Annotated in this window: 19 protein-coding genes; 9 read left to right on the top strand and 10 right to left on the bottom strand. The window is 51.5% G+C overall.

The window, feature by feature from the left end; all coding sequences use genetic code 11:
• Positions 1–96: 96 nt before the first annotated feature.
• The 6 genes from B7992_RS10485 to B7992_RS10460 are packed head-to-tail and all read right to left on the bottom strand — an operon-like array spanning position 97 to position 6,706.
• Positions 97–1,476, bottom strand: coding sequence for a mannose-1-phosphate guanylyltransferase/mannose-6-phosphate isomerase (locus B7992_RS10485; protein WP_073155417.1), 1,380 nt, complete (start codon positions 1,474–1,476; stop codon positions 97–99).
• 35 nt (positions 1,477–1,511) lie between these two features.
• Positions 1,512–2,654 (bottom strand): polysaccharide biosynthesis/export family protein, encoded by a 1,143-nt coding sequence (locus tag B7992_RS10480; RefSeq protein WP_073155414.1) that lies wholly within the window; start codon positions 2,652–2,654, stop codon positions 1,512–1,514.
• An 18-nt stretch (positions 2,655–2,672) separates the two neighbouring features.
• Positions 2,673–3,119: a low molecular weight protein-tyrosine-phosphatase gene (locus tag B7992_RS10475; protein WP_073155412.1), complete on the bottom strand. Its 447-nt coding sequence runs from the start codon at positions 3,117–3,119 to the stop codon at positions 2,673–2,675.
• Between the two features lie 28 nt (positions 3,120–3,147).
• Positions 3,148–3,711 carry a dTDP-4-dehydrorhamnose 3,5-epimerase gene (gene rfbC / locus B7992_RS10470; RefSeq protein ID WP_073155408.1) on the bottom strand — a complete coding sequence of 188 codons (564 nt, stop codon included), beginning with the start codon at positions 3,709–3,711 and terminating at the stop codon, positions 3,148–3,150.
• A gap of 8 nt (positions 3,712–3,719) precedes the next feature.
• Positions 3,720–4,607 (bottom strand): glucose-1-phosphate thymidylyltransferase RfbA, encoded by an 888-nt coding sequence (gene rfbA, locus B7992_RS10465; RefSeq protein WP_088666248.1) that lies wholly within the window; start codon positions 4,605–4,607, stop codon positions 3,720–3,722.
• Positions 4,607–6,706: a polysaccharide biosynthesis tyrosine autokinase gene (locus B7992_RS10460; protein WP_088666247.1), complete on the bottom strand. Its 2,100-nt coding sequence runs from the start codon at positions 6,704–6,706 to the stop codon at positions 4,607–4,609. Before B7992_RS10460 ends, rfbA begins: the two co-directional genes overlap by 1 nt.
• Positions 6,707–6,797: 91 nt before the next feature.
• Here B7992_RS10460 and B7992_RS10455 point away from each other — a divergent pair, with 91 nt between their 5' ends.
• The gene (locus B7992_RS10455) at positions 6,798–9,392 is read left to right on the top strand and encodes an RNA helicase (protein WP_073283256.1); all 2,595 of its coding nucleotides are present in this window, start codon (positions 6,798–6,800) and stop codon (positions 9,390–9,392) included.
• Positions 9,393–9,408: 16 nt separating this feature from the next.
• On the opposite strand, the gene B7992_RS10450 is transcribed toward B7992_RS10455, so the two are convergent.
• Entirely contained in the window at positions 9,409–10,131 is a 723-nt protein-coding gene (locus tag B7992_RS10450; protein ID WP_088666246.1) for an FISUMP domain-containing protein, read from the bottom strand.
• A 376-nt stretch (positions 10,132–10,507) separates the two neighbouring features.
• Here B7992_RS10450 and nadA point away from each other — a divergent pair, with 376 nt between their 5' ends.
• From nadA to B7992_RS10410, 8 genes are all read left to right on the top strand, one after another.
• Positions 10,508–11,524 carry a quinolinate synthase NadA gene (nadA, locus tag B7992_RS10445; protein ID WP_073233418.1) on the top strand — a complete coding sequence of 339 codons (1,017 nt, stop codon included), beginning with the start codon at positions 10,508–10,510 and terminating at the stop codon, positions 11,522–11,524.
• Positions 11,525–11,641: 117 nt separating this feature from the next.
• A complete protein-coding gene (locus B7992_RS10440) occupies positions 11,642–12,319 on the top strand; it encodes a hypothetical protein (protein WP_088666245.1) in 678 nt (225 codons plus the stop codon).
• 74 nt (positions 12,320–12,393) lie between these two features.
• Positions 12,394–13,614 carry a DUF6588 family protein gene (locus tag B7992_RS10435; RefSeq protein WP_073155391.1) on the top strand — a complete coding sequence of 407 codons (1,221 nt, stop codon included), beginning with the start codon at positions 12,394–12,396 and terminating at the stop codon, positions 13,612–13,614.
• 24 nt (positions 13,615–13,638) lie between these two features.
• Positions 13,639–15,192: a carbon starvation protein A gene (locus B7992_RS10430; protein ID WP_073155388.1), complete on the top strand. Its 1,554-nt coding sequence runs from the start codon at positions 13,639–13,641 to the stop codon at positions 15,190–15,192.
• Positions 15,193–15,301: 109 nt separating this feature from the next.
• A complete protein-coding gene (locus B7992_RS10425; RefSeq protein ID WP_088666244.1) occupies positions 15,302–17,464 on the top strand; it encodes an ATP-dependent RecD-like DNA helicase in 2,163 nt (720 codons plus the stop codon).
• A 106-nt stretch (positions 17,465–17,570) separates the two neighbouring features.
• Positions 17,571–18,707, top strand: coding sequence for a glycosyltransferase (locus B7992_RS10420; protein ID WP_073155383.1), 1,137 nt, complete (start codon positions 17,571–17,573; stop codon positions 18,705–18,707).
• A gap of 3 nt (positions 18,708–18,710) precedes the next feature.
• Positions 18,711–21,284: a DNA topoisomerase III gene (locus B7992_RS10415; RefSeq protein ID WP_073155380.1), complete on the top strand. Its 2,574-nt coding sequence runs from the start codon at positions 18,711–18,713 to the stop codon at positions 21,282–21,284.
• A 58-nt stretch (positions 21,285–21,342) separates the two neighbouring features.
• Positions 21,343–22,731, top strand: a complete 1,389-nt coding sequence (locus tag B7992_RS10410; RefSeq protein ID WP_176421917.1) for a glycoside hydrolase family 3 protein — start codon at positions 21,343–21,345, stop codon at positions 22,729–22,731.
• 22 nt (positions 22,732–22,753) lie between these two features.
• Here the strand turns inward: B7992_RS10410 and B7992_RS10405 are convergent, their stop codons facing one another.
• The 3 genes from B7992_RS10405 to B7992_RS10395 form a co-directional block, all read right to left on the bottom strand.
• Positions 22,754–23,314, bottom strand: a complete 561-nt coding sequence (locus B7992_RS10405) for a PolC-type DNA polymerase III (protein ID WP_088666242.1) — start codon at positions 23,312–23,314, stop codon at positions 22,754–22,756.
• 4 nt (positions 23,315–23,318) lie between these two features.
• Positions 23,319–23,897: a hypothetical protein gene (locus tag B7992_RS10400; RefSeq protein ID WP_073155372.1), complete on the bottom strand. Its 579-nt coding sequence runs from the start codon at positions 23,895–23,897 to the stop codon at positions 23,319–23,321.
• Positions 23,898–23,966: 69 nt separating this feature from the next.
• A complete protein-coding gene (locus tag B7992_RS10395; protein ID WP_088666241.1) occupies positions 23,967–25,082 on the bottom strand; it encodes an adenosylhomocysteinase in 1,116 nt (371 codons plus the stop codon).
• Positions 25,083–25,278: the final 196 nt, after the last annotated feature.

The raw sequence follows: 25,278 nt of genomic DNA, 5'->3' as shown, positions 1-25,278 counted from the left end.
TAATTTAAGGTGGAGCAAATATAAAAACTTATCCATAAAAAAAGGGCCACGAAAGAAAATCTTTCGCGGCCCATTATTGCTAAACAAACAGCTATGTTACTTTACACGATGGAAGTCATCTTCGACGCGGATGATATCGTCTTCGCCGGTGTATTCGCCCACCTGGATTTCGACGATGACCAGCGGAAGCTTGCCTTCGTTCTGCAGGCGGTGTACTTCGCCAACAGGAATGTAAGTAGATTCGTTGGGACGGACGTAGAACACCTTGTCGCCCACGGTGACGGTTGCGGTACCGCTGACTACGACCCAGTGTTCAGAACGGTGCAAATGCTTCTGCAGGGAGAGGCGCTTGCCCGGCTTCACCACGATACGCTTCATCTTGTAGCGTTCGGAGGATTCCAGCACGGAGTAGGTACCCCAGGGGCGGTTCACCGTCTGAGGCACGCTGATCAGGTCAGAGCCGCGGACTTTCAGTTCTTCCACCACCTGCTTTACCTTCTGGCTGCTGCTGAGAGGAGCAACGAGAAGTGCGTCGGGTGTATCCACGATGAGCATCTTGTCAAGGTCGATGGTTGCGATGGCACGCTGGGAACCCATGACCAGGGAGTTCTTGGAACCCACTGCAATGTGGCGGGGGTTTACGTTGTTACCATTTTCGTCGTGGGGATATTCGCCATAGAGGCTGTCGAAGGAACCGAGATCGCTCCAGCCGATATCGCTGGGAACCACCTTCACCTTGTCGGACTTTTCCATGACAGCGTAGTCGATGGAATTGGAAGGAATGGCCATCATGTCATCCATAGAAACGCGGATGGGTTCCTTTTCTTCAATGGCGGTATTGGCCAGAGCCTTCTTGGAAGCGGCCAAAATATCCGGAGAATGCTTCTGGAGTTCGTCGAGGAAGGTCTTTGCCTTGAAGCAGAAGATACCGGAATTCCAGTAGAAGTTACCTGCCAGCAAATACTTTTCGGCAGTGGCACGGTCCGGCTTTTCTACAAAACGCTTTACGTTTTCGCCATCGGCTTCGATGTAGCCGTAGCCAGTTTCGGGGCTGGTGGGAGTGATACCGAAAGTGACCAGGTTGCCTTCCTTGGCAAGTTCCTGGGCGCGGAGCAAAACAGCCTTGTATTCATCCTTCTTGCGGATCACATGGTCGGACGGAGAAACCAGGACGATTTCTTCGGGATCCAGGGTCAAGCAGGCCAGGGCGATGGCAGGGGCGGTATTACGGCCCACCGGTTCCAGCAGGAACTTGCCGCCCTTCTTGCCTTCGGCTTCCAGCTGGTCCTTAGCCAGGAAGAACTGGTCGGCGTTGGAAACGATGAACTGGGCTTCGCAGACTGCGGAGTTGGTCACCACGGTCTTGCGGAAGAGGGACTGTCCGTCAAAGAGCGGAGCAAACTGTTTCGGCATCAGGGAACGGCTTACGGGCCAGAGGCGAGTGCCGTTACCACCACAAAGGATAAGGTTGATCATTGAGTTACACCCTATAAATTAAACTTAGAGAATTATTACCGTCCCCACTGACCGCTGGACATCAACTGGATATTACGTCCAGTACTTGCAGCATTGTTAAGCAGAGCACCGGTCGGAGCAATCAAAGAAATGATACGGTTCCAGGTTGCAAGGCCAGAAGCGTCCACATAGACCACGTCATGAGAAGACAGGTTGAAGCGTTCTGCCATAGCAAGGGCCATGGCATTCTTGGCATTCAGCAGATAGACATCGATTGTCGTCTCATTGGAATTGCGAATCACATACACGGAACGGGAATCCGCATTCAAGGCATTCAGACCACCGGAAGAAGCCAAAGCTTCTACAAGGCTCAGCTTGCCATTGTTCACATCTACGGTTCCTACACGGCCAACTTCGCCAAGAACGTAAACCTTGTTGCTCTTCTGAGTTTCCTTCAGAGCGGGAACAAAGATCTGGTCACCGGGGCGGAGCAGAATCTTTTCAAGAGCTAGATTGTTCTGGAAAGCATCAAGATAGTTGATACTATAAACCTTGCCATCGCGGCGGAACTGCATGGCGGAAGGATCGGCATATTCATCAAATCCACCCACAAGGGAAATAGCGTCGGGCAAAGTCATGGGCTTTTCATCAAAGCCTACAGCACCGGGCTTGTTCACGGCGCCAGAAACAAAAGCCTTGCGACCATTGTAACCCGTCACACGCACGTCCACCTGGGGATCGTTCAAAATCTTATCGGAGAGGCGCTTTGTAATTTCTAAACGAAGTTCCTGTGCAGTCAAGCCAGCGACATTCAATTCACCGGCATAGGGGTAGAACAGCTTACCATCGGTAGTGACCTTCTGACCGGCAGGCTGGTACTGACCCATAGGAGAAGTCAGTTCCGGATGTTCCCAAACCACGATCTGGACCATATCCAGAGGTCCAATATGGTATTCCAGCTGAGGCAGGGAATCCACCATCAAATCCTTGAGATTGCCTGCGGCAGATTCTTCTTCAGCAGAGGCGGCGGCAACGTTTGCCTTGCCCAGATCGCCCTGATCAATGTAGTGAACACGAACGGTATAACCATTATACTCGGCAGAATCGCCAGGCAGAGCCATCTGCATCTGGGGACCAGCGGCGCATCCAGACAAGAGGGCAGCAGCAACACCGCAAAGTCCCAAACAAATCTTCTTCATAAATTCCTCACACCAGGCCTAGGCCTGGCCCTCACTCTGTTTAATTTTTTCGACCCAGTAGGGAGTCAGCTTGGAGATGTAATTCCATGCAAGAACAAATGCATTTTCCGGACGGCGATAGGGGTCAGGTACGTCGACCCTCATGTTTTCGCCATAACGGAAAACCTTGCCTTCCATAAAGGGATAGCGGGCAAGAATATCCATCTTCTGACCGTTTTCCATAGTTAGAATCAAGTCGGCCCACTTTACAATATCCAGGTTGATCTGACGTGCACGATGGGCACTCATATCTACACCATGTTCCAGGGCAATCTTCTGGCTGATTTCGTGAGCAGGGTGATCCACCAGGGCACCCAGACCAGCACTCATCACATTATAATCGGGGCCGAGTTCCTTCTTGAGAAGGTATTCGCCCGTGGGGCTACGGCAAATATTGCCGGTACATACAACAAGAATATTTTTCATCAGGTTAATAATAAAAAAATTAGGCCGATTACAATTCAAAAGCGAAGCCAAGATCCTTCAACAGAGGGTTCTTGGTGTCCTTTTCGCTGAGAAGCGGTTCAAAACCATTTCCCACAGGCCACTCGATTCCGATGGCCGGGTCATTCCAGAACAGACCGCCTTCATCCTTGGGATCATAAAGGCGTGTACATTTGTACACAAAGGTTGCAGTTTCACTCAAAACCACAAAACCGTGAGCAAAGCCTTCGGGAATGTAGAACTGGCGCTTGTTTTCGGCAGAAAGCACCACACCTTCGTACTTGCCGAAAGTGGGGCTGCCCTTGCGCAGGTCCACAGCCACGTCATAAACTTCACCTTCCAACACGCGGACAAGCTTGCCCTGGGGATTCTTTTTCTGGAAATGAAGGCCGCGAAGGACACCCTTCTTGGAGCGGGATTCATTATCCTGAACAAAAACCATATCAAGACCGGCTTCATCAAATTCGGCCTTGTTATAGGTCTCCATGAAGTAACCGCGATGATCACCATAGACGGTGGGTTCAACGATAGTTACGCCTTCAATACTGGTCTTTATAAAATTGAACTTTCCCATATGATTACCTAATATCTAATCTTTCCTTCGGCGACTTTACGCAGGTGCTGGCCATAGGGGCTCTTACCATATTTGGCAGCAGATTCCAGCAACTTGTCCTTGCTGATCCAGCTATTGATGTAGGCAATTTCTTCTATGGCGCTGATCTGGATGCCCTGGCGATTTTCCACCATACGAACAAAGTCTCCAGCCTCGATCAGGCTGTCCATGGTACCGGTATCCAGCCAGGCAAAACCGCGACCCAGCAACTTCACATCCAAGTCACCCTGATCCAGGTAGGTCTTGTTCAGGTCCGTAATTTCCAGTTCTCCGCGAGCGCTGGGTTTCTGGGACTTGGCATATTCGACCACGCGGTTGTCATAGAAATACAAGCCGGTAATGGCATAATTGCTCTTGGGTTCCTTGGGCTTTTCTTCTACAGAAATCACCTTTCCGGCTTCGTCAAATTCCACAACACCGAAACGTTCGGGATCATCCACATAGTAACCGAACACACTGGCGCGACCGTTCTGTTCGGCGTTCTTGACGGCAGCCTTCAGAAGGGGACTAAAGCCGTTGCCGTAGAAAATATTGTCGCCGAGAACCATGGCGCAGCAATCATTTCCAATAAATTCCTCACCCAGAATAAAAGCCTGGGCTAGGCCATCAGGGCTGGGCTGAACCTTATAGCTAAGGTTGAGACCCATCGAGGAACCATCACCCAACAGACGTTCAAAATTGGGAAGGTCCGTCGGAGTGGAAATAATCAAAATATCACGGATTCCCGCCAACATCAAAGTAGACAGCGGGTAATAGATCATGGGCTTGTCGTAAACAGGCAACAGCTGTTTCGAAGTCACCATAGTCAAGGGATAAAGTCTAGTACCGGAACCACCGGCGAGCACAATACCTTTCATTAGTATTTCCCGTACTTGTAGCCGTAACCTTCGGTGCGGCTATGTTCATACTTGTTAATGACAATAGAAGCATGAGCAGTACTGTTGCCCTTGAGGATCTGGCTCATACCTTCCTGAATGGCTTCAATAGAATGCCTATTGTATTCGATGACCATAACGATCTGGGCAGCCAGGCGGCAAGCCAGGGCAGCATCCGTCACCAGCATGATCGGCGGAGTATCCACAATCACCAGATCATACTCAGACTTAAATCGTTCAATCAAATCGGAATAATGCCTGGAGCCAAGAAGTTCAGCCGGGTTGGCAGGGACATTGCCGCAGGGGATCACAAACATGTTTTCCACTTCGGTGGGGTGAATAACTTCTTCCACCTGGACTTCACGGAGCAGCACCTGGGAAAGACCGTTGCCGCGCTTGATTCCGAATTCCTTATGGAGGCGACCCTTACGGAGATCCGCATCAATGAGCAAGACCTTCTTGCCCAGACCTGCAAACAAGGCTGCCAAGTTCACAGAAATAAAGCTCTTGCCTACGCCGGGAATCAGGCCGCTAACACCAATGACAGAACCATTATCGTCCATCATAGAGAATTCCAGGGAAGAACGGAGAGCACGGAGGGATTCCACGGCCACGTCGTCGGGTTCCACCACGGCCAGCGGTCTTGTGCCCTTGGTTCCCTGGGGATTGCCCTTGGGCACCTTTGCATAAACCGTAAAACCAGTTTCCTTTTCGATAAAGCTAGCGCTCTTTACACCGCTGCTGAACTTGGTCTTCAGAGAAATAATCAAGGTACCAAACAGGAAGCCAAGGAACAGGGCGACAGCAACAATCAGCTTGGGCTTGGGCTTAGTGGGTCTGAGAGCCTTTTCAGCAAAGTCCACAATACGCACGGAGCCCACTTCACCGGCAGAAACAAGACGCAGCTGCTGGATATTGTTCAGCATGGTGGTGTAGAGAATCTTGCTCTGTTCCACTTCGTTAGTCAGTTTTAGCACTTCCTGCTGAGTGGTGGGAAGTTTCTTTACCTGGCTGGCGGTTCCTGCCAGTTCACGCTTCAAGGCATCTTCCTGATCTTCCAGAGTCTTTACAGTAGGATGTTCAGAATGGAAAAGTCGAATCGCTTCCTGCTTACGCTGTTGCAAGGCAAGAATGTCCTGTTGCAACTTCATGCGGCGCTGAAGCACCAACTGAGTTTCTGCATTCACGTCTACAGAACCCACGCGGTTACGATAGGCGTTCAAGTTCATGAGAGAGGAATCCATCTGGGCCTTCACATCAGGCAGCTGCTTTTCCAGGAATTCCAACGTCTTCTGGGCTTCAGCATTACGTTCTTCCACATTCTGACGTAAATAAGAAGAGGCTACCTCATTCAATACGGCCATGCCACGATCCGGATAGATATCCTGATAGGTAAATTCCAGGATTCCAGTCTTTTTACCCTTTTCCTTTACGTCAAAGGCGCTACGGAACGAACTGATGGCATCGAGACGCTTACGCTTACGGACGACAAAACGCTGACCCGGGCGAACATCGCAGCTGATAATGCCAAATGCGGCAGAATCACCGGCATAGGGAAACTTGTAGGTATGGCCAGGTTCACCCGACAGAACAACTTTATCAAGGTGGTCATACAGGTCAAAACGACCAGTACTGTCCTTGATTTCCACTTCCCATTCCTTAATCTTGTCAGTCTTGGGGACGCTATCCCAGGGGACTTCAATCTGCGCAAGGTCAAGTCTGCCTTCCCTATGAAGAAGACGGTCCAGGAAATTCAAGGGTTCAGCCTCGTACTGCAGGCGCATCTTTTCGACAGCGGCACCCATCACCTGACGGCTACGAATCAACTCAATTTCTGTTTCGGCAGGAGAAGCGTTGGAGAAAAGGGCTCCAAGTCCACCCATCATACCCATAGAGTTCTTGCTGTTTTTCGATTCAATCTGAAGAAGAGCATCTACCTGGTAAACAGGCCTAATCCACAAGGAGACAAAGACACCTACAATGCCAGCAACCACTAAGCAAGGCAGCATGATATACCAATTTTTGGCAACATCCTTAAGCAATTCAGTCAAGTCGGTTTCTTCTTTCTTTTTCGATGCCATAAAGACCCTTATCTAGAACGAGTTTAAATTCACACCAATGAACTCAAATTTAAAAAATCAGACGTTCCCTCAAAAAACTATCTTTACTTTTATGACTGAAAAAGCCCCCGTTTCTTTAAAAGACTACTTGACTAAAGCCGATTCCGATGTATCATCTGAAGCCCTGCTGGAAAACTTTCTGGCCTGGGCTGATGCCAAGGGTACTACGCTGTACCCCGCCCAGGAAGAGGCAATCCTTGAACTTTTAGACGGGAAAAACGTTATTCTAAATACGCCTACGGGTTCAGGAAAATCCATGGTAGCCCTGGCGCTCCATTTTGACAGTCTGGCCCACGGCCGACGCAGCGTCTACACCTGCCCCATCAAGGCCCTGGTCAACGAAAAGTGGATGGCACTCTGCAAGGAGTTCGGCCCCGAGAACGTTGGACTTTCTACAGGCGACGCCACCGTAAACCGCGACGCTCCCATCATTTGCTGTACTGCAGAAATTCTTGCCAACATGGCCCTCTGCGAAGGGGAACAGTCCACCATTTCTGACGTGGTCATGGACGAATTCCATTACTATTCCGACAAGGAACGCGGTGTCGCCTGGCAGGTTCCTCTTTTAACCATGCCCAACACCCGCTTTTTGCTCATGAGCGCCACCGTAGGCGCCACAGAATTTTTCGAAAAGGAAATGACCAAGCATACGGGCAAGGAATCCGTCACCGTTCGCTCCACCCAGCGCCCCGTACCCCTGGATTTTACCTACTCCGAAACCGAAATTTCCAACACAGTTCAGCGACTGATCAACGAAGGGAAGGGCCCTGTTTACGTGGTTCACTTTACCCAGGCCGCAGCCGCTACCAACGCCCAGAACTTCATGAGTCTGGACCTTTGCACCAAGGAAGAAAAGGTGGCCATTAACGAGGCCATCAAGGAAATGCGTTTCAGCAGTCCTTACGGCCCCGAAGTAAAACGTTGGCTGAAGCAGGGCATTGGCATCCACCATGCGGGTCTACTTCCCAAGTACCGCATCCTGTGTGAAAAACTGGCCCAAAAAGGTCTGCTGAAGGTCATCTGCGGAACAGACACTCTTGGCGTAGGCGTGAACGTTCCCATTCGTTCCGTGCTGTTCACCCAGCTTTGCAAATATAGCGGCGACAAGACCGCTATTCTAACCGCTAGAGACTTCCACCAGATTGCAGGCCGCGCAGGCCGCAAGGGTTTTGACGACATCGGTTACGTTGTGGCCCAGGCCCCGGAACACGTCATCGAAAATCTGAAACTGGAAGCCAAGACAAAACAGACCGGCAAGAAATTCCAGAAGAAGAAACCGCCCGAACACGGCTACGTTCCCTTCGACAAGAACACCTACGAACGTTTGATCCAGGCCCAGCCGGAACCGCTGACCTCCAGTTTCCACGTCAGCCATGGCATGCTCTTGAACATTCTCAGCCGTCCCACCGACGGTTGCAAGGCCATGCGCAACCTGATCAAGGACTGTCACGAAACGGCCGCCAGCAAAAAGCAGTTGAGCAAGCGCGCCTTCCAGCTTTTCCGTGGTCTGGTAGAAGGCCATATTATCGAATTTGCCCCGCAAGTGGCACCGGGCTACAGCAAACTTCGCGTGAACATGGATCTGCAAGATGACTTTTCCATGAACCAGCCCCTTTCACTTTATCTACTGGATACCTTGCCCAAGCTGGATCGTGAAAGCCCCGAATACGCACTGGACGTCATTACTTTATGCGAAAGCATCGTTGAAAATCCCGAAGCCATTCTCCGCATCCAGATGAACAAGGCCAAGAACGCCCGCATGGAAGAACTGAAGGCCCAGGGCATGGAATTCAACCAGCGCATGGAAGAATTGGAAAAGGTGGAATACCCCAAGCCGTTGCGGGATTTCATTTACGACACCTACAATAACTTTGCCGAAACCCACCCCTGGGTAGACGTAAATGTGGAACCCAAGTCTATTGTCCGCGAGATGTTCGAAAACTTCAGCACCTTCAGCGGTTACATCAAGCAGTATGGTTTGCAGCGCATGGAAGCCATCTTGCTCCGACACCTGAACGGGGTTTACAAGGTGTTGGCCCAGACCGTTCCCGACAGCTACAAGAACGAGGAACTCCACGACATGGAAGAATTCCTGGGCGATATGATCCGCAGAACGGACAGCAGCCTGTTGGAAGAATGGGAAAAGATGGCCCACCCCGAAGACTACCAGAAACGTATGGACGATGCAGGCGCCACCGAAATGGAAACCGCCTTCGGTGCCGACAAGGTGGCCGCAGACATTACCTACGACAAGAAGCGCTTTATCAACATGGTCCGCCAGCGCATTTTCCAGCTCATGAGTGCATTGCAGAAGCAGGCTTTTGGCGACGTATTGGATATGTTGGCAGACGACCTTGCAGAAGGCCAAATGCTAGTGGATGGCGAAGGCAAACCCTGGACCGAAAACCGTCTGATGGAAATCATGGCAGCCTACATTGCAGAACACCACAAGTTCCGCCTGGATGTGGAAGGACGTTCCGTACACCACACCATCATTACCTACGAAGGCGAAATCATGCACGTCCAGCAGATGCTTCAGGACGAAGAAGATTTCAATGACTGGAGTATTGACTTCAAGATTGATCTAAAGGAATGCCGTGAGGCAGGCATGCCCCTCCTGAACATGGTCCGCATCGGGGAAGTCTAAAACATCGCGCCGGCGCCTAGCAGTCTTTCACGCAGCGGATAGCAAAGGCGTCGGTCTTGTAGGTATAATCGGCACCGATCTTTCCGCCACGAAATGAAATGCTGCGATATCTAGCATATTCATTTCCCATGCTGGTGGAAGTCCAGTAATAGGCAGACTTGTTCAAGTCATAAAAGTAACCCATGCTATAGCGGCCGCCAGAAGGTATGGAAGCAAAACCTACGCTATCCTTGCCCACCACGGAGCCGTAGCATTCTTCCCAGTACTCGGAAGACTTTAGCATGGTTCCCGGCAGACCGTCCTGCAAGCTTCTGCAAAATTCGCACAGTTCATGCCATTCTTCTTCAGAAGGGATGTGCCAACCTTCGGGTGCGATTCCGCGGAACCTGCCCGACGTAATCAGCGATTCCCCTTCAGCGCCCAATTCGTCTTCGTTATAGCGGGGGCTTAAATTCATGGCGGCGGCCCAGGTATAAAGTCTACCGAACTTGCCCACATTTTTTTCCACCTCGCCGTAGGCGTAACTTCCCACATCGTCGTCGGCGGCACCGCCCTTACTCACATAACGAAGGTTTTCCGCCATCCAGATTTGGTTTCCGATTTTTACCGTACTGTAGATTTCACCGTCACGTTCGTCAACTAAGGAACCATAATCGAATTTCACGCCGTTTTTCATCAAGTATGCGGCATGCCCTTCGTCTTTTACAGTTTTTGTAAATTCAGTACGGTTAAAAAACATAATTTACACCCTATTCTTTACACTATTTGAAATCTTTTCATTTCTTTTCCAATTGGACGTCCCCTATACGCAAAACCCATGCCAAGGGAGGAGAAAGACTAGAGTGAAGAGTGAACAGTGAAGAGTGAAGAGTGAAGAGGAATTATGAGACACAAAAGAAGTATGCTGAGCGGACTGTCATTCTGAACTCGTTTCAGAATCCCATGAATGCATGAGACCCTGAGCGCCCACAGGGCGACGCAAGGCGCCATCGGCGCGATTATGATAATTCGTATCTCGTATCTGATATCTCATATCCTATATCTGGTATCCAATGTCTCGCGGTTCTGGGGTGGGGACGCTGATGGGGTCCGTCTAATTTTTTTATATTTAGGCCATGACCGCAGAAGAACTTTACAACCGTCTTAAGAGTATCCAGCCTGGCGCTGTCCTTTGCACCTATTCCATGGAAAAAGTGGAACAGATGCTTCCCATCATCAACGAAATCAACGAACTGAAGAAGGAACGTGACGCCGTCATTCTCGCCCACAGTTACGTTGCCCCGGAAATCATCCTGGGTGTTGCCGACTACGACGGCGACAGTTTCAAGCTGAGCCAGGACGCCACCAAGGTGGAAGCAAAGACCATCGTCTTCTCCGCAGTCCGTTTCATGGGTGAAACCGCAAAGATTCTGAACCCCACCAAGGACGTCTTGATTCCCGGACCCCTTACCGGCTGTAGCCTGGCCGACTCCATTACCGGAGCCGAAGTCCGCGCCCTCCGCGAAAAGTATCCGGACCACACCTTCGTCTGCTACATCAACACCACCGCCGACGTAAAGGCAAACTGCGACGTTTGCGTCACCAGTTCCAACGTGATGAAGATCGTAAGCAGCCTCGAAAACGACAAGATTGTGTTCGTACCCGATGGACTCATGGGCCAGAACCTGATCGAAGAAATGAAGAAGCGCAACATCAAGAAGGAAATCGTGCTCCACAGCGGTTGCTGCTACGTGCACGAAACCTACGATTCCGAACTGATCAACTTCTTCCGTAGCCAGAATCCGGGCCTGAAGGTGGTGAGCCACCCCGAATGCCATCCGGGCGTAGCACTTCTCAGCGATTACGTGGGCAGCACCGGTCAGATGGTCACCTACATCAAGGACCAGCCCGAAGGCACCCCGTTCCTGCTCCTTACCGAATGCGGTCTCAATGCCCGTATGCAGTACGAGTTCCCCAACAAGCGCTTTATCGGCAGCTGCAGCATGTGTAAGTACATGAAGTCCAACTCCCTGGAAAACATCCTGGAAACCCTCCGTCATCCGGAAGCAGCCCAGCATGTGGAACTGGACGAAGCCACCCGCGTCGCCGCCAAGAAGTGTATCGACGCCATGTTCTACTACGCAGCGAAATAGTTGGAAGTTGGAAGTAGACAGTAGACTGTAGACTGTTTACTGGGGTAGAGTTATGCGAGGTGCCAAACTTTAACTCATTGCTCACCTCTCACAGCCCATCGCTTTTTGAGGAAATTGATGAAGAAGTTTCTTTTTGTTCTGATTGCCGTGCTCGGTATGCTGTTTTCTCAGGCAGCTGCCGACGAGGGATACTGGCCCAAGTCCTACTTTGCAGAAGTAGGTTTCGGCATTATTGCATCTAAGGGCGACTTTAACGAAAGGTCGACTGCAATCACAGATACCGCAGGCAAAAAAGGTCTCATTCACCAGCCCGCCCTGGATTTTCTGGCAACACCCGACCTTACCATCGGTGCCAACATCGCCCAGTTCACCCTAGCCCTGAATTTCCAGTATTGGACATCCAACCAGACCTTAGCCGGTTTTTCCGATGAATCCTACACGGCAGATTCCCGCATTTGGCGTCTCGGCTTTGAATTTACATACAACTTATTCTGGCCCGACTATTTCCAGATCGGCCTCGGCGGCGGTTACTCCTACACAAGCATCAACACTAAAAATTCTGTCTACTTCCAGGATGGAGGCATCCAGAGTTCTGAACTGATGGGTTCTGCAGTAGGCTTTATCGCCAACCTCCATTACTACTTTACAGACCAGCTTTCCATGGTTCCGGCAATCAAGGTTTACGAAAACTGGTTCAAGAACGCATACAGCGGAAGAACCGACAATTGCGATCTGGATCCGTACCTGTGGCAGACCTTCGTGCTGGCCTCTGTCAGTCTGCAGTATACCTTCTAGACAATACATCAACCTCGGACTTTTACATTTAGAGGCCGTGCAAAAAAGGTCGTCAATTTCTATCTTTGGCGACCATGAAAACAATCTCTAGAATCGCTTTCGCTTTCAGCTGCCTCGCAGCAACCGCCAACACATTTGCCATGGACGCCAAGGGCTGGGCCTCCACCTACGAATCCATGGCCGCCTTCGAAGACAAGGGCGTACTCAACGAGTATTACAACAACCGCCCCGGCTATGTAAAGCCCATTATCGACAATCTGGGCAATGTGCTGAACAGCAACTGGTATGTAAGCGCAAACGTTCCCCAGAGTCTGACATTTGAAGTGGGCATGCCCTTCTCCATCGTCCCTATCGGAGATGATGACAGAAAATTCTCCGAAACCTTTGACATCTACGGAACTCCCATGGCCTTCGATGTCCCCACCATTTTCGGCGAACACGGCAATCCCCAGGAAAACACCGGCCTAGTTTACGGTAACGAGACCTTGAACGGTCTGGGAGTTTTCACTTACCCCTATCTGCAAGTTGCAGGTAGTTTCTACCACGCACGCGTTATCCTGCGCGGTATGTTCCTGCCCAGCATCAGCAACCTGACCAAGTTCAATCTTTTCGGTTTCGGTCTGCAGTATAGTTTCGGTCACCTGTTCCAGTATATGTTGCCTCCCGCAGCCCAGGGCCTTGACGTAAGCTTTGTCTTCGGCTACAGCACCAGCGGCATCGGCTACCGCCCCGACGAATACAAGGGCTCTCTCGATCTGGATGTTTCCGCCACCACGTTTGACGTTGTCATTGGCTATAAGCCCATCAACTTTATCGAAGTGATGATGACCTTGGGTTACCAGAGCGCCACCATGAAGTCTTCTGGCCACATGTACCAGGTTGCCGGAACAGATCCCTTCACCGGCGCTGAAATCGAAACCAACGTTATTAACCCCAACATTTCTGTAGACGGCAATAACGGTTTCAAGTTCGGCCTGGCCGTGGCCTTCCAGTTCGGTAGTTCCTTCCACCCGGTTCTCGGATTCGATTACGCCGGCAAGTCCAGCTACACAACCAACGTACTTTACTTCCGTCAGCAGTTGGGTCACGACAAGACCCCCGACGAAATCGCAAAGGAAAAGGGTTACGTTCGCGGCGCCGTGAACGAAAAGGAAGAATCCAAGGTTGAATCAGTCCAGGAAGAAGCTCAGGATTCCTACAATGAAATGAATGACTCTGCAGAACAGATTTCCAACGAAGAACCTGTCGCAGATAATTCCAACGACGATTTCGACTCCCCGTCTTACGACGATTAATCAAATAAAACAAAAAGGCACAAGATGATTACTTTCCTAATTGGCGTTGCTATCCTTATTGGCGGCTACTTCACTTACGGCAAGTTCGTAGAACACGTGTTCGGCCCCGACGACCGCAAGACTCCCGCCACCGAAAATCCCGATGGTGTGGACCGTCTGGTTCTCCCCCACTGGAAGAATATGCTGATCCAGCTTTTGAACATTGCCGGTATCGGTCCTGTGATTGGCGTGATTCTGGGCATCAAGTTCGGCGCCATCGTCTTCATCTTGCTGCCTCTGGGAAACGTGCTGGGCGGAGCCGTACACGATTACTTTAGCGGTATGGTCAGCATGCGCAACAACGGTTACAACGTGCCGGCCCTTTCCCGCAAGTTCATGGGCAAGGGTCCTTCCAAGGTGGTAATGACCTTGATTTCCGTAGCCCTGATTTTGGTGGGCGCCGTATTCACCAACACCCCCGCCCAGCTGATCAACACCCCCATCCTCGTCGGTAACGCCGTATCCCCCACCCTGTTCTGGATTGCGGTGGCCTGCATTTTCGTTTACTACTTCCTCAGCACATTCTTCCCCATCGACAAGATTATCGGGCGTATCTACCCGGTGTTCGGCGGTTTGCTGATTTTAGCCTCTCTCGCCATTCTCGTGGGCATCGCCCCCAACCTGAACGTACTTGACGAAATCAACTTCAACGACTTCGGCAGCAACTTTACGCAACATCCGGCTCACCAGCCCATCTTGCCCATGCTGTTCGTAACCATCGCCTGCGGCATCATCAGCGGATTCCATAGTACCCAGAGTCCTCTGGTGGCACGTACCGAATTTACCGAAAAGACCGGCCGTCAGACATTCTACGGTATGATGATTCTGGAAGGTCTCATCGGTATGATCTGGGCTGCCGGCGGTATGTTCATCTATCACCTCCATCCGGAACTGATTACTGGCGCCAGCGGCGTCAAGGTCTTGAGCACCCTGGTTTCTACCGTGCTGCCCTTCGCCCCCATTTCTGTACTGGTCGTGGTTGGCGTGATTGTACTTGCCATTACCAGTGGCGACACGAGCCTCCGCAGCCTCCGTCTGACCATTGCAGAACTTCTGCACATTGATCAGACTTCCGCCAAGAACCGTTTGTTCTTGACCGTTCCCATGTTCGCCATCTGCCTTGCCATTATCTTCTGGAGCAATCTGGACAAGGAAGGTTTCAACATCCTGTGGAACTACTTCAGTTGGAGTAACCAGCTCATGGCCGTCTGCAGCCTCTGCGTTACCGTGGTCTACCTTCGCTGCAAGAAAAAGAATTTCTGGATTGCACTTCTGCCCTGCATGTTCATGACTTTCATTACCGCAGATTATATCCTCTGGGTCAGCCCCACCAACTTGAAGGGAGCTCCCGTAGGTTTCGGTCTGGACTATAACACCGCAAGAGTCATGGCCGTATTCGTAGCCATCGCCCTGGGCGTTTGGCTGGTCCGTCGCGGCAAGGAACTTTCCAGGAGGAACGAATTCGACCCCGACAAGTGGGACCACGAACTGGACAAGAAGAATAACTTCAATCCGCAGTTGCGCAGAAAACAAAAGTAAGCAAACCTAAGTAAAGAGCCATGAGCTATGAGCAGCGAGCTTAAAGCGGAAAGGTTTAAGCGGAAAGAGAAACTTTAAACTTTAACCTTTAAACTTTAAACTTTAAACTATGCAAATCCAGGGGACCATTAAATCCATCACATTCCACAGTCCGCAGAATGGCTTTACCGTTTTGCGCCTTAATGAGGCGGAATCCAAGAAGGTGGTAGTGGTCACGGGAACCCTCCCGGAACTGAACGTAGGCGAGAATATAAAGTTCGAAGGAGAATGGGGACGTCACCCCAAGTTCGGCACACAGTTCAAGTGTACATCCTTTGAACTCATCGCCATGGCCGACGACAGCGACGTGGTGGCCTACCTGGGTAGCGGACTTTGCCAGGGTATCGGTCCCAAGACCGCGCAGAACATCTATGATGTTTTTGGCGAAGAAACTTTCGACGTTTTAGACAACGATCCAGACCGTTTTCGCAGCGTAAAAATTAAAGGTCTGCCCAAGGCCAAGGTGGAACTTTTCCTGGCCCGCTGGCAAGAGGCACGCCACAGCCGCGAAACCATGATGTTCCTGTACAGCCACGGCATCGTAGGAAGCATCGCCAAAAAACTCTGGACCCGATTCGGCCAGGGGACTGTCCCCAAGATCCGCGACAATCCCTACATGCTCTGCGAGGAAGTTTTCGGCATCGGCTTTTTAAAGGCTGACGAAATCGCCATGAAGCTGGGGCTCCCCAAGGACAGTCCCACCCGTATGCAGGAAGCCTTGCTGTACACCCTGCAGGATGCCTCCATGGGAGACGGCCACGTATTCCTCCCTAGGGAACAGTTGCTGAGCCGCGCCATCAAAAATCTGCGAATTGACATTTACGATGAGGATTCCGTAAACCGTCTTATTGACCAGTTCGACATCCTCTGCGGCAACGAAAGAATCAGACGTATAAACGACGACTGTTTCCACCCCCTCCTATTTAACGCCGAGCAGCGAATTGCAGACAACATCAAATTCCGTTTATGCAATACCGCCTACGAAGCCATCGGCGAAGAATTCGCCAACAGGGAATTACGGGACTGGGAAAGGGCACAGAAATTTTCTTTTGACCCCATTCAGCGCGACGCCATTATCCAGGCCCTGAGCCACAGGATGTTCATCATCACGGGCGGACCCGGCACCGGTAAGACCACCATTCTAAAGGGCATCCTCCATCTGGCCAGAAAGCTGGGCGACAACATCCTGCTTGCCGCCCCCACGGGCCGTGCCGCCAAGCGCATGGGCGAATGCTGTGGCGAAAAGGCAAGCACCATCCACCGCCTTCTGGAAATGGATCCGGTTTCCAAGAAATTCTCGAAAAACGGTTTGAACCAGCTGGATTGTAACCTGCTGGTCATTGACGAATTCAGTATGGTGGATACCTGGCTTGCCGCCTCTCTGTTAGACGCAATCCCCATGAAGGCCCGCATCGTCATTGTTGGCGACGCCGACCAGTTGCCAAGTGTCGGACCTGGCAACGTATTGAACGATTTACTCAGCAGCCCCGGCTTCCCCCATATCCGTCTGCAGCACATTTTCCGTCAGGCCAGCGACAACGACATCGCCGAAAAGGCAAGCAAGATTAACCAGGGAATCACCCCCACTCCCCTTGACGGCCCCAACTTTCACTTTGTCCCCTTCGAGACTCCCGAAGAATGCAAGGCCCATCTGGAGCAGTTAATCTCCACCGGCATCAAGAGCAAACTGGACATCAATCTCACCGAGCAGATGCAGGTCCTGGTACCTATGCGCAAGGGTCCCCTTGGTATTTTCGAGTTGAACCCCTTCCTGCAAGGTTTGCTGAACCCCAATGTTCCCCGCCACAAGATGATGGGCGTCGAATGGAGCCAGGGCGATCGCGTCATGCAGGTGAAGAACAACTACGAAAAGAACGTCTTTAACGGCGACGTCGGTACAATCTGGCGCGTGGACGCGGTCAACAAGAAGATTACCGTTTTCTACGACGACAAGACCGTAGACTACGAAGACGACGAGTTGGAAGAACTGACCCTAGCCTACGCCTGCACCATCCACAAGAGCCAGGGCAGCGAATACCCGGCAGTCATCGTGGTACTGGATTCCAGCCATTACGTTATGCTCCAGCGGAACCTGATCTACACGGCCATTACCCGTGCCAAGGGCCATGTGTGGATTCTCTCGGCACCCGGTTCCCTACACCAGGCCATACGTACCATCCGTAACGCCCGCCGCTTTACCCGTCTTACCGAAAGGCTGGCTACAGGATTCTAATTTCGGGGTTAAACGAACCAAATTCCCTCAAAAAACGCTTTTTCGCCTACCATTTGACGTTGTAAGAATCAAAAAACTTTTTTCTTGAACTACATTTTGCGCGGAAATGCTTTTTACAGTGCTTACATACACAGTGGTTTCACTCCTGGCAGTGTTCTGCCTTTTTTACGCATGGCTCGAAGTGCGCTTTTTCCGCGCGCTGGGTTCTGTGCGTAAGGGCGACTCCGATGTGGAACCCGCTCCAAAGGTAAGCATCCTCATTGCGGCCCGAAACGAAGAAGAAGGGATCCGCGAAACTCTTGAATCGGTCATGAAGCAGGATTACCGCGGTTTTTGGGAAGTCTGGGTCGCCGATGACCGCAGCACAGACAGGACTCCCAAAATCCTGGCCGAGTACGTCGACAAATACCCCGACAGGTTCCATGTCCTGACCATCAAGGACATTCCCGAGGGAGTCAGCCCCAAGAAGCACGCCCTGAGCCTGATGATCGAGGCCTGCAACGGCGAAATTCTCTGCCTGACCGACGCCGACTGCATCGTAAAGCCCACCTGGGTCACAGGCATCGTCGCCGAATTCGAACCCGGCATTGAACTGGTAGCAGGTCACTCCTACATTCCCACGGTCAAGGGTAAGTCTAGCGTTCTAATCTGTATGCAGGCCGTAGAGACTCTTATATATAGAGTGGCAGGAACCGCAGGCTTGGCCATGCACCTGCCCCTGACCAGTACCGGTAACAACCTGGCCTACCGCAAGAGTTTTTTCAAGAGCGTCAAGGGCTTCGAAAACGTCATCAAGATCCAGAGCGGCGACGACGACCTGCTGATGCAGAAACTGGCAGCCGACCGCCCCTGGGCCATGCGCTACTGTATCAACGAAGCCACCTTCGTTACGACTAACGGCAAGGAAACCCTGAAGGAACTTTGGGAACAGCGCAAACGCTGGGCCTCCAAGACCATATATTACACACCGAAAATCGTTTTCGTACTGAGCATGGTGTTCCTGTTCCTGCTGATGGAATGCATCGGGGCGGCCCTTTCACCGTTCAGCTTTACAATTTTCCTGGCCACAGCGATAACATTCGTCGTCAAGTGCGCAGGTGACCTGATTTTAATACTCCGGGGGCTAAGAATCTTTAGGCAGGAACACTTGATCAAATGGTGTATCCCGGTGGAGTTCATCCACGCCCCCTTCACCGTTCTGGCCGTACTCTTCGGCCTCTTCGGACGCTTCAAATGGAAGTAATCTATGGCAACAGCAAAGGCAACTGATACTACTGCGGCAAAGGCTACAAAAACTGCAAAGGCAGCTAAGCCCGCCACAAAAGCAAAGAAATCTGCAGTCCCCGTCGAAGGGAAGACTCTCATTATTGCAGAAAAGCCCAGCGTCGCCCTGGACTTGGTCAAGGTCCTAGGCCAGAAAAACTTCACCAAGGGAAACGGCGTCTACGAAAGTGACACCACCATCGTCAGTCACGCCATCGGCCATTTGGTTGAAATCGCCGACCCCAAGGAAATCGACGAGCGTTACAAGAAGTGGGAAATGAGCACCCTCCCCATGTTGCCGGAGAAGTTCCCCCTTTCTGCCAACCCCACCACCAAGAGCCAGCTTTCCATCCTGAGCAAGCTGATCAAGCGCAAGGACGTAACCACCCTCGTAAACGCTTGCGATGCTGGCCGCGAAGGTGAATTGATATTCTTCTACATCCTGGACTACGTGCTGAAGGGCAAGTTCACAGGCAAGACCATCAAGCGCCTGTGGATGCAGAGTATGACCCCCGCCGCCATCCAGGAAGCCTTTGACAACATGCGCGACGGCGCCGACATGGAAAACCTGAAGGCCGCCGCCATCTGCCGTAGCGAAGCCGACTGGCTCATCGGCATGAACGGCAGCCGCGGTCTTACCGCCTACAACAGTTCCATGGGCGGTTTCCAGATTACCCCCTGCGGCCGTGTGCAGACCCCCACCCTCGCCATCATCGTGAACCGCGAAGAAGAACGCCACCAGTTCGTCCCCAAGAAGTTCTGGACCATCGAGGCCAACTTCGACAACAGCGGCAACAACTATCAGGGCAAGTGGTTTACCCCCAACGGCGACAGCAAGCAGAAACAGATTTTTGACGAAGCCAAGGTCCAGGAAATCCTTTCCAAGTGCAAGGGCAAGACTGGTACTATCGAAGAGACCACCGCACCCAGTTTCCAGAAGTGCGGCCCCCTGTACGACCTGACTACCCTCCAGCGCGAAGCCAACAACCGTTTCGGCTTTAGCGCCAAGACAACCCTTTCAATCGCCCAGGCCCTCTATGAACGCCACAAGGCAACCACCTACCCCCGTACCGACAGCAAGCACTTGCCCGAAGACTACGTAGGTCCCGTCAAGGCTACCCTCGGAAAAATTACAGGTTCCCTGTCCACTTTCGCACAGACCGCCCTCAACAACAACTGGGTCGTAAAGACACCCAAGGTTTTCGACAACAAGAAGATCTCGGACCACTTTGCCATTATCCCCACAGGCATCATGCCCACAGACCTGAGCGAAGCGGAACAGAAAGTGTTCAACATGATCTGTCAGCGTTTTATCGCTGTCTTCTACCCGCCTGCAAAATACCTGAACACCACCCGCGTGACCACCGTCGAAAACGAGACCTTCATTACCGAAGGCAAGATCCTGGTGGAACCCGGTTTCAAGGCCGTGTACGGCAAGGATGCAGACGACGAAGCCAACATCCCGCAGCTGAAGGGCGACAAGGCCAAGACCGTTGAAATCGAAGCCAAGGAAGACTTTACCAAGCCTCCTGCCCACTACACCGAAAGTACCCTCCTCTCCATGATGGAAAGTGCCGGTAAACTGGTGGAAGACGAAGAACTCCGCGACGCCATGAAGGAACGGGGTCTTGGCACTCCTGCCACCCGCGCAGCCATTATCGAAAAGCTAGTCACCGACAAGTACGTGGTCCGCGACGGCAAGGACATGATCGCTACGGCCAAGGCCTTCGACCTGATCAAGGTATTAAAGGCTATGGATATTGAGGCCCTCACAAGTCCAGAGCTAACTGGTGAGTGGGAATATAAGATGGAGCAGATCGAGAAGGGCAAGGAAACCCGAGAGAACTTCATGAACGGCATTGTAGAAATGACCCGCACCATGGTGAAGAACATCAAGGGCTTCAAGGAAGAAAGCACTACAGGCGAAGCAAGTTTCAGCCCGGTGAACGGCAAGAAGGTTTTCGAGACCGTCAGCCGATACACCACCGAAGATGGAATCGTCATCCGCAAGATGATCGGCGGCAAGAGACTTTCCAACGAAGAAATCGTGGAACTCCTGACCAACCACAAGATTGGTCCCCTTACCGGATTCCGCAGCAAGAAGGGCGTAGAATTTTCTGCCGTAGTTATCATCAACGACCAGAACAAAATCGAGTTCGTCTTCGATGATAACAAGGAAGGATCCGAAATTGAATTGGGCCAGCAGGTAGGCAACTCTCCGCTGGACAACTCCGCTGTGTACGAAACCATGACCGGTTACGTCAGCGATAGCTATGTAAAGAAGGAACCTAGCGGCCTGCAGCTGCCCAAGATTCTTCTCGGCAAGGAAATTCCCCTGGAACAGATCCAGAAGATGCTCTCCGGAACCGAAGTGAAGACCGAACTGATCAAGGGTTTCCGCAGCAACAAGACACACCGCACCTTTGACGCTTTCCTCTACATCGACAAGAAAGGCAAGTTAAAGTTTGACTTCCCGCCCAGAGAATTCAAGCCTCGCCGTTGGGGCGCCAAGAAGGCCTCCGCAAGCAAGAGCTCCGATGAAGATTATGTTCCGTAATGGATCGGCAAGTTCCTTACCTTAAAGGGTAACGAGCAAGTCGAGAGGTGTATGGATTTTGAAATTTAGAACAGCAGTCTTTATTGTATCAAGCGCATTCTGTGCCGTTTTCGCACAGCCGGTGCCGTCTGCCCTAGACAGTGCCGTCATGCAGGTTTCCCCGGACACGTCCCAGGATATTGTCCTGCAGGACCTTTCTGCCATGGCCGCCAAGGCCGCCGCAGATTCCGTTACCGTCAACGAGTCCGTCGCAAGTACCGGAACCGACGCAGAATCCACAGCAGGCACCACCTCCGCAGGCGCCGTCTCCGCAGAATCAGCCCCTGAATCTGCCGCAGAGCCCACTGCAACCGCAGCCACCGCAACAGAGTCCATCCAGGACACCGCAGCGGTCCCAAACCCCTACGACCTTCCCGACGCCTTGATGCCCCTATGGAATTCCATGAGCATCAAGCAAAAGGCCGCCCAGATGGTCATGGTCTATATGACCCCCGCCAGCTTCATGATCAATAATGAATTCGGCGGTATCCTTGTAATGCGCAGTCACCTTAAGGATCTGGAAAAATTCAAGGATGTCATCAGCACCATCAACGACAGCCTCGCAATCCCCCCCGTCGTCGCCGTAGACCAGGAAGGCGGACGAGTAAACCGCATCTCCAGCATCTCGCCCCAGTGGGCAAGAACTCCCAGCGCTAAGGCCATGAGAAAAATGGAGGCGGACTCTATCCAGCAACTGGCTCAGCAAATCGGAAACGTGCTGAAGGAAGCGGGAATCAACATGAATCTGGCTCCCGTCCTGGACCCGGCAAAAGACAGCCGAGGCAAGCGTTCCTTCATGGAAGAATCGGACCGCAGCTGGGGCGAAGACACCACCAATGCCTACAAGGTCCGCGCCTTCGTAAAGGGCATGGCCCAGAGCGGCATCGTCTGCGTTTCCAAGCATTTTCCCGGTTATGATTCCTGGACAAATAGCGACCACCAGATCGCCATCAGCACCACTCCCAAAAAGTCAATCAAGAAAAACGTCGCATTTTTCAACGCCCTCGCCGCAGACATTCCCATCACCATGATGAGCAGCGTCCGCTTTGTCCGCGTGTCAAACCGCCCTGCCGTTTTCGAGCCCAAGATTATTTCGCTGGCCCGTCGCATGTCACCAGAAACAGTCATCCTCACCGACGACCTGTGGGGCGTTTCACTCCGCGCCTGGATCAGTGGGACCGAACGAGTCACCAGCAAAAACTACCCCTCTAAGGATTTCAAGAAACTTGTGCAGACAGCCCTCACTGCAGGCAACGACATGTTCATGATTACCTATCCCCAGAAAGCAGTGGAAATGGTAAAAATCCTTACGGCCATGTCCAATCAGAACGCCAAGTACAAACAGAGAATCGAAGAGTCCTGCGCCCGTATTCTTAAAATGAAATACCGCGCCGGCATTCTAAAGTAAGCGCGACGCGGTTATCAAAAAATTAGAACATCACTTCTGCTTCAGCCTTGGTAATGTTCTTCACTTCCTTCCGGATTTTTTCAGGACCTGCTTTCTGCAGGCACAGCTTCAGCAATTCCGCAGCAGCCATGGCATCTGCCAGCGCCCGGTGGTGATTAAAGTCCGGAAGATTCAAACTCATGATCAGGTTGTGCAGGCTGTAACTCCCCTGCCCCGGAAAATATCGACGGGTCAACTTTACAGTGCAAAGCCTGGGCGGATCAATCTTGACGCAACAACGACGCAATTCAGCCCGCAAAAAACGGCAGTCGAACTGAACATTGTGCGCCACGAAAATGCGGCCCTGCAAAAGTTCGGCAACTTCCTCGGCAACAGAAGCAAACTGCGGCTGCCCCTGAACCATCTCGTCGGTAATTCCGGTTAAGTTCTGCACAAAAGGCTGTATGGGCATTCCCGGATCCAGCAAGACCTGGTACGTCTTCACCACCTCGAAATCATCCAGCAGAACAATCCCGATTTCTGTAATGCGACCATTTTCCGGCGTACCGCCGGTGGTCTCCAAATCCACAACAGCAAACTTCATGAGTCTACTTTACAGGAATTTCAAATTCAATGGTTTCGCGACCGCAAACAGCCTTGGCCTTCAACACGTTTGCCTTGGGGCGAGCATAAAGAGGAGCCACCATCAAGTTCATAATCTTGCTGCTTTCGCTGGGAGTGGCGGCATCATCGCTGGCAGACTGTGTAAAGATGGGATTCTTGCCCTTGTCGTAAATGTAGAATGTCAAGTCGCGGACCATACCCTTCTTGATCTGTTCCTTGGGAACCTGGAAATAGACGATACCACCCTTGGGAACCTTACGCAGACTATCCTTGATTTCTTCTTCAGTGGCAAAGTCCGCTTCCATAGCCATGCGGACATCTTTCTTTAACTTGTCTACACTTTCGTAATCCACAGAAATCTGATACTTCACATCCTCCGGAATGGCGGTCGGGCGCACATCACGAATCTGTGCATTGTTCTGATAATATTCCCAACGGCCATTGTCGTGCAGGATAACGGTAGAGCCATTGGAAGTCTTGGCAATAATATCTTCGGCAAAGGCACCAACAGTCAAGGCCATAGACAGGGAAACAACAGAAACGAAAGCAAATTTATTCATCATAGAACCAAATATATATGAAAGTCAAAAAAAGGACTGCAAACCTTTTGAAAAAATGTTTTTATAAACAGCCTATCTCATCATGTCGCAGACTTCAGAACCGATGACACCATTCTGGATCGTGGTCATCAATAGACGCTGTTCAATATCGTCCGGCGGATCCGCAGGTCCCACAAAGGGAGCCTTACCCGAGGCCCTGTATTCCTGAACAAGACGTTCTCCAAGTGCGGCGTGCAAAGCAAGACTCGTATCGATGTACTTGAGATGGGTAGGTTCATCTAACATGAAGTTCAAGGGAGCCTTGTGGTTCAGCACACGGCTTTCGGGAACGAATTCACCGAACTCATCTTCGACGCCCATGTTTGCCACCACCAATTCCGGGCGGTTCATGATGACTGTCGTCGCCGAGATAGACAGAGCGCCCTTTACGCCAGTAGCGGTCACCAGGAAGTCAGCTTCTTCAACAGCAGCCTTTACAGCACCATCGTTAAAGCAATCCACGATAGTTACATCGTTGCGTTCCAGCACATGGCAAAAATCAGACGAAGAACTTCTGCGGTTTGTGTCGGTAACAGTTGTCACCTGCATTCCGCGACGAACTCCCTGCAGGGCGATGCCGCAACCAACCTTGCCGCTTCCAAAAACAACCAGCTTCTTATTTTCGAAATCATTATAGCCAAGTTGCTCCAAACCTCTAAAGCAACCATCGCCTGTTCCCAGAATGGTTTCAATGCGCTTCACGATTCCACTATCAGCCACATACACGGGGAATTCAGACTTTTCAAAGAACTGCACACCGCTGCGAGTCAATTCCACAAAACCCAGCTTCGGATGGCAAGAAGCGAACTGACCCGCACAATCAAGAATCAGGTCAAAGTCATCAGCCACCTTACCGCATTTAATATCATCATCCGTAACAACAGGGACCCCAGATTCGGTCAGAAGTTCGATAACCGATTCATCACAAGGCATCTGGGTATCGCCTGATACCGCATGTCCCACATAGACCTGAGCCCCGCCAGCAATCAGGGTTCGGTATTCCAGGAGAGTATTCCTGTAAATGGGAGTTGCCACAAGAACCTTGAGGCCTTCAAAGGGGCGTTCACAAACCCACTGGTCCGCAAGGAAAGCCAAGGCGGGATACTCACGGGGATCATAATGTTCGTTGATAATCTCTTCAAAAAGCATGCGACAAAGTTAATAATTAGCGAACAGGTCGGTCGGCATTCGCCACCCTATGAGGCCCGAGGTCGGTAGCTTCGCTACCTAGAGGATTGAGGAGAGTGAATAGTGAATAGTGTAAAGCTTAAAGAATAAAGGAGATATCTCATATCTCATACCTCGAACCTCATTCGGTGTGATTCATAACTATATTTCCACTTGA

Source organism: Fibrobacter sp. UWH1 (assembly GCF_002210365.1).
In the GTDB taxonomy this organism is placed as follows: Bacteria; Fibrobacterota; Fibrobacteria; order Fibrobacterales; family Fibrobacteraceae; genus Fibrobacter.
Note: the sequence above shows the minus strand (reverse complement) of the source record. Positions and strands in the feature narration are given on the sequence as shown.

Excerpts from the sequence above, each read along its gene's own strand:
- B7992_RS10420 (WP_073155383.1), top strand. The coding sequence starts at position 17,571 with ATGCTTTTTACAGTGCTTACATACACAGTGGTTTCACTCCTGGCAGTG.
- B7992_RS10460 (WP_088666247.1), bottom strand. The coding sequence starts at position 6,706 with ATGGCATCGAAAAAGAAAGAAGAAACCGACTTGACTGAATTGCTTAAG.
- B7992_RS10475 (WP_073155412.1), bottom strand. The coding sequence starts at position 3,119 with ATGAAAAATATTCTTGTTGTATGTACCGGCAATATTTGCCGTAGCCCC.
- B7992_RS10480 (WP_073155414.1), bottom strand. The coding sequence starts at position 2,654 with ATGAAGAAGATTTGTTTGGGACTTTGCGGTGTTGCTGCTGCCCTCTTG.
- nadA (WP_073233418.1), top strand. The coding sequence starts at position 10,508 with ATGACCGCAGAAGAACTTTACAACCGTCTTAAGAGTATCCAGCCTGGC.
- B7992_RS10435 (WP_073155391.1), top strand. The coding sequence starts at position 12,394 with ATGAAAACAATCTCTAGAATCGCTTTCGCTTTCAGCTGCCTCGCAGCA.
- B7992_RS10415 (WP_073155380.1), top strand. The coding sequence starts at position 18,711 with ATGGCAACAGCAAAGGCAACTGATACTACTGCGGCAAAGGCTACAAAA.
- B7992_RS10405 (WP_088666242.1), bottom strand. The coding sequence starts at position 23,314 with ATGAAGTTTGCTGTTGTGGATTTGGAGACCACCGGCGGTACGCCGGAA.
- rfbC (WP_073155408.1), bottom strand. The coding sequence starts at position 3,711 with ATGGGAAAGTTCAATTTTATAAAGACCAGTATTGAAGGCGTAACTATC.
- rfbA (WP_088666248.1), bottom strand. The coding sequence starts at position 4,607 with ATGAAAGGTATTGTGCTCGCCGGTGGTTCCGGTACTAGACTTTATCCC.
- B7992_RS10400 (WP_073155372.1), bottom strand. The coding sequence starts at position 23,897 with ATGATGAATAAATTTGCTTTCGTTTCTGTTGTTTCCCTGTCTATGGCC.
- B7992_RS10425 (WP_088666244.1), top strand. The coding sequence starts at position 15,302 with ATGCAAATCCAGGGGACCATTAAATCCATCACATTCCACAGTCCGCAG.
- B7992_RS10450 (WP_088666246.1), bottom strand. The coding sequence starts at position 10,131 with ATGTTTTTTAACCGTACTGAATTTACAAAAACTGTAAAAGACGAAGGG.
- B7992_RS10485 (WP_073155417.1), bottom strand. The coding sequence starts at position 1,476 with ATGATCAACCTTATCCTTTGTGGTGGTAACGGCACTCGCCTCTGGCCC.
- B7992_RS10455 (WP_073283256.1), top strand. The coding sequence starts at position 6,798 with ATGACTGAAAAAGCCCCCGTTTCTTTAAAAGACTACTTGACTAAAGCC.
- B7992_RS10440 (WP_088666245.1), top strand. The coding sequence starts at position 11,642 with ATGAAGAAGTTTCTTTTTGTTCTGATTGCCGTGCTCGGTATGCTGTTT.
- B7992_RS10430 (WP_073155388.1), top strand. The coding sequence starts at position 13,639 with ATGATTACTTTCCTAATTGGCGTTGCTATCCTTATTGGCGGCTACTTC.
- B7992_RS10395 (WP_088666241.1), bottom strand. The coding sequence starts at position 25,082 with ATGCTTTTTGAAGAGATTATCAACGAACATTATGATCCCCGTGAGTAT.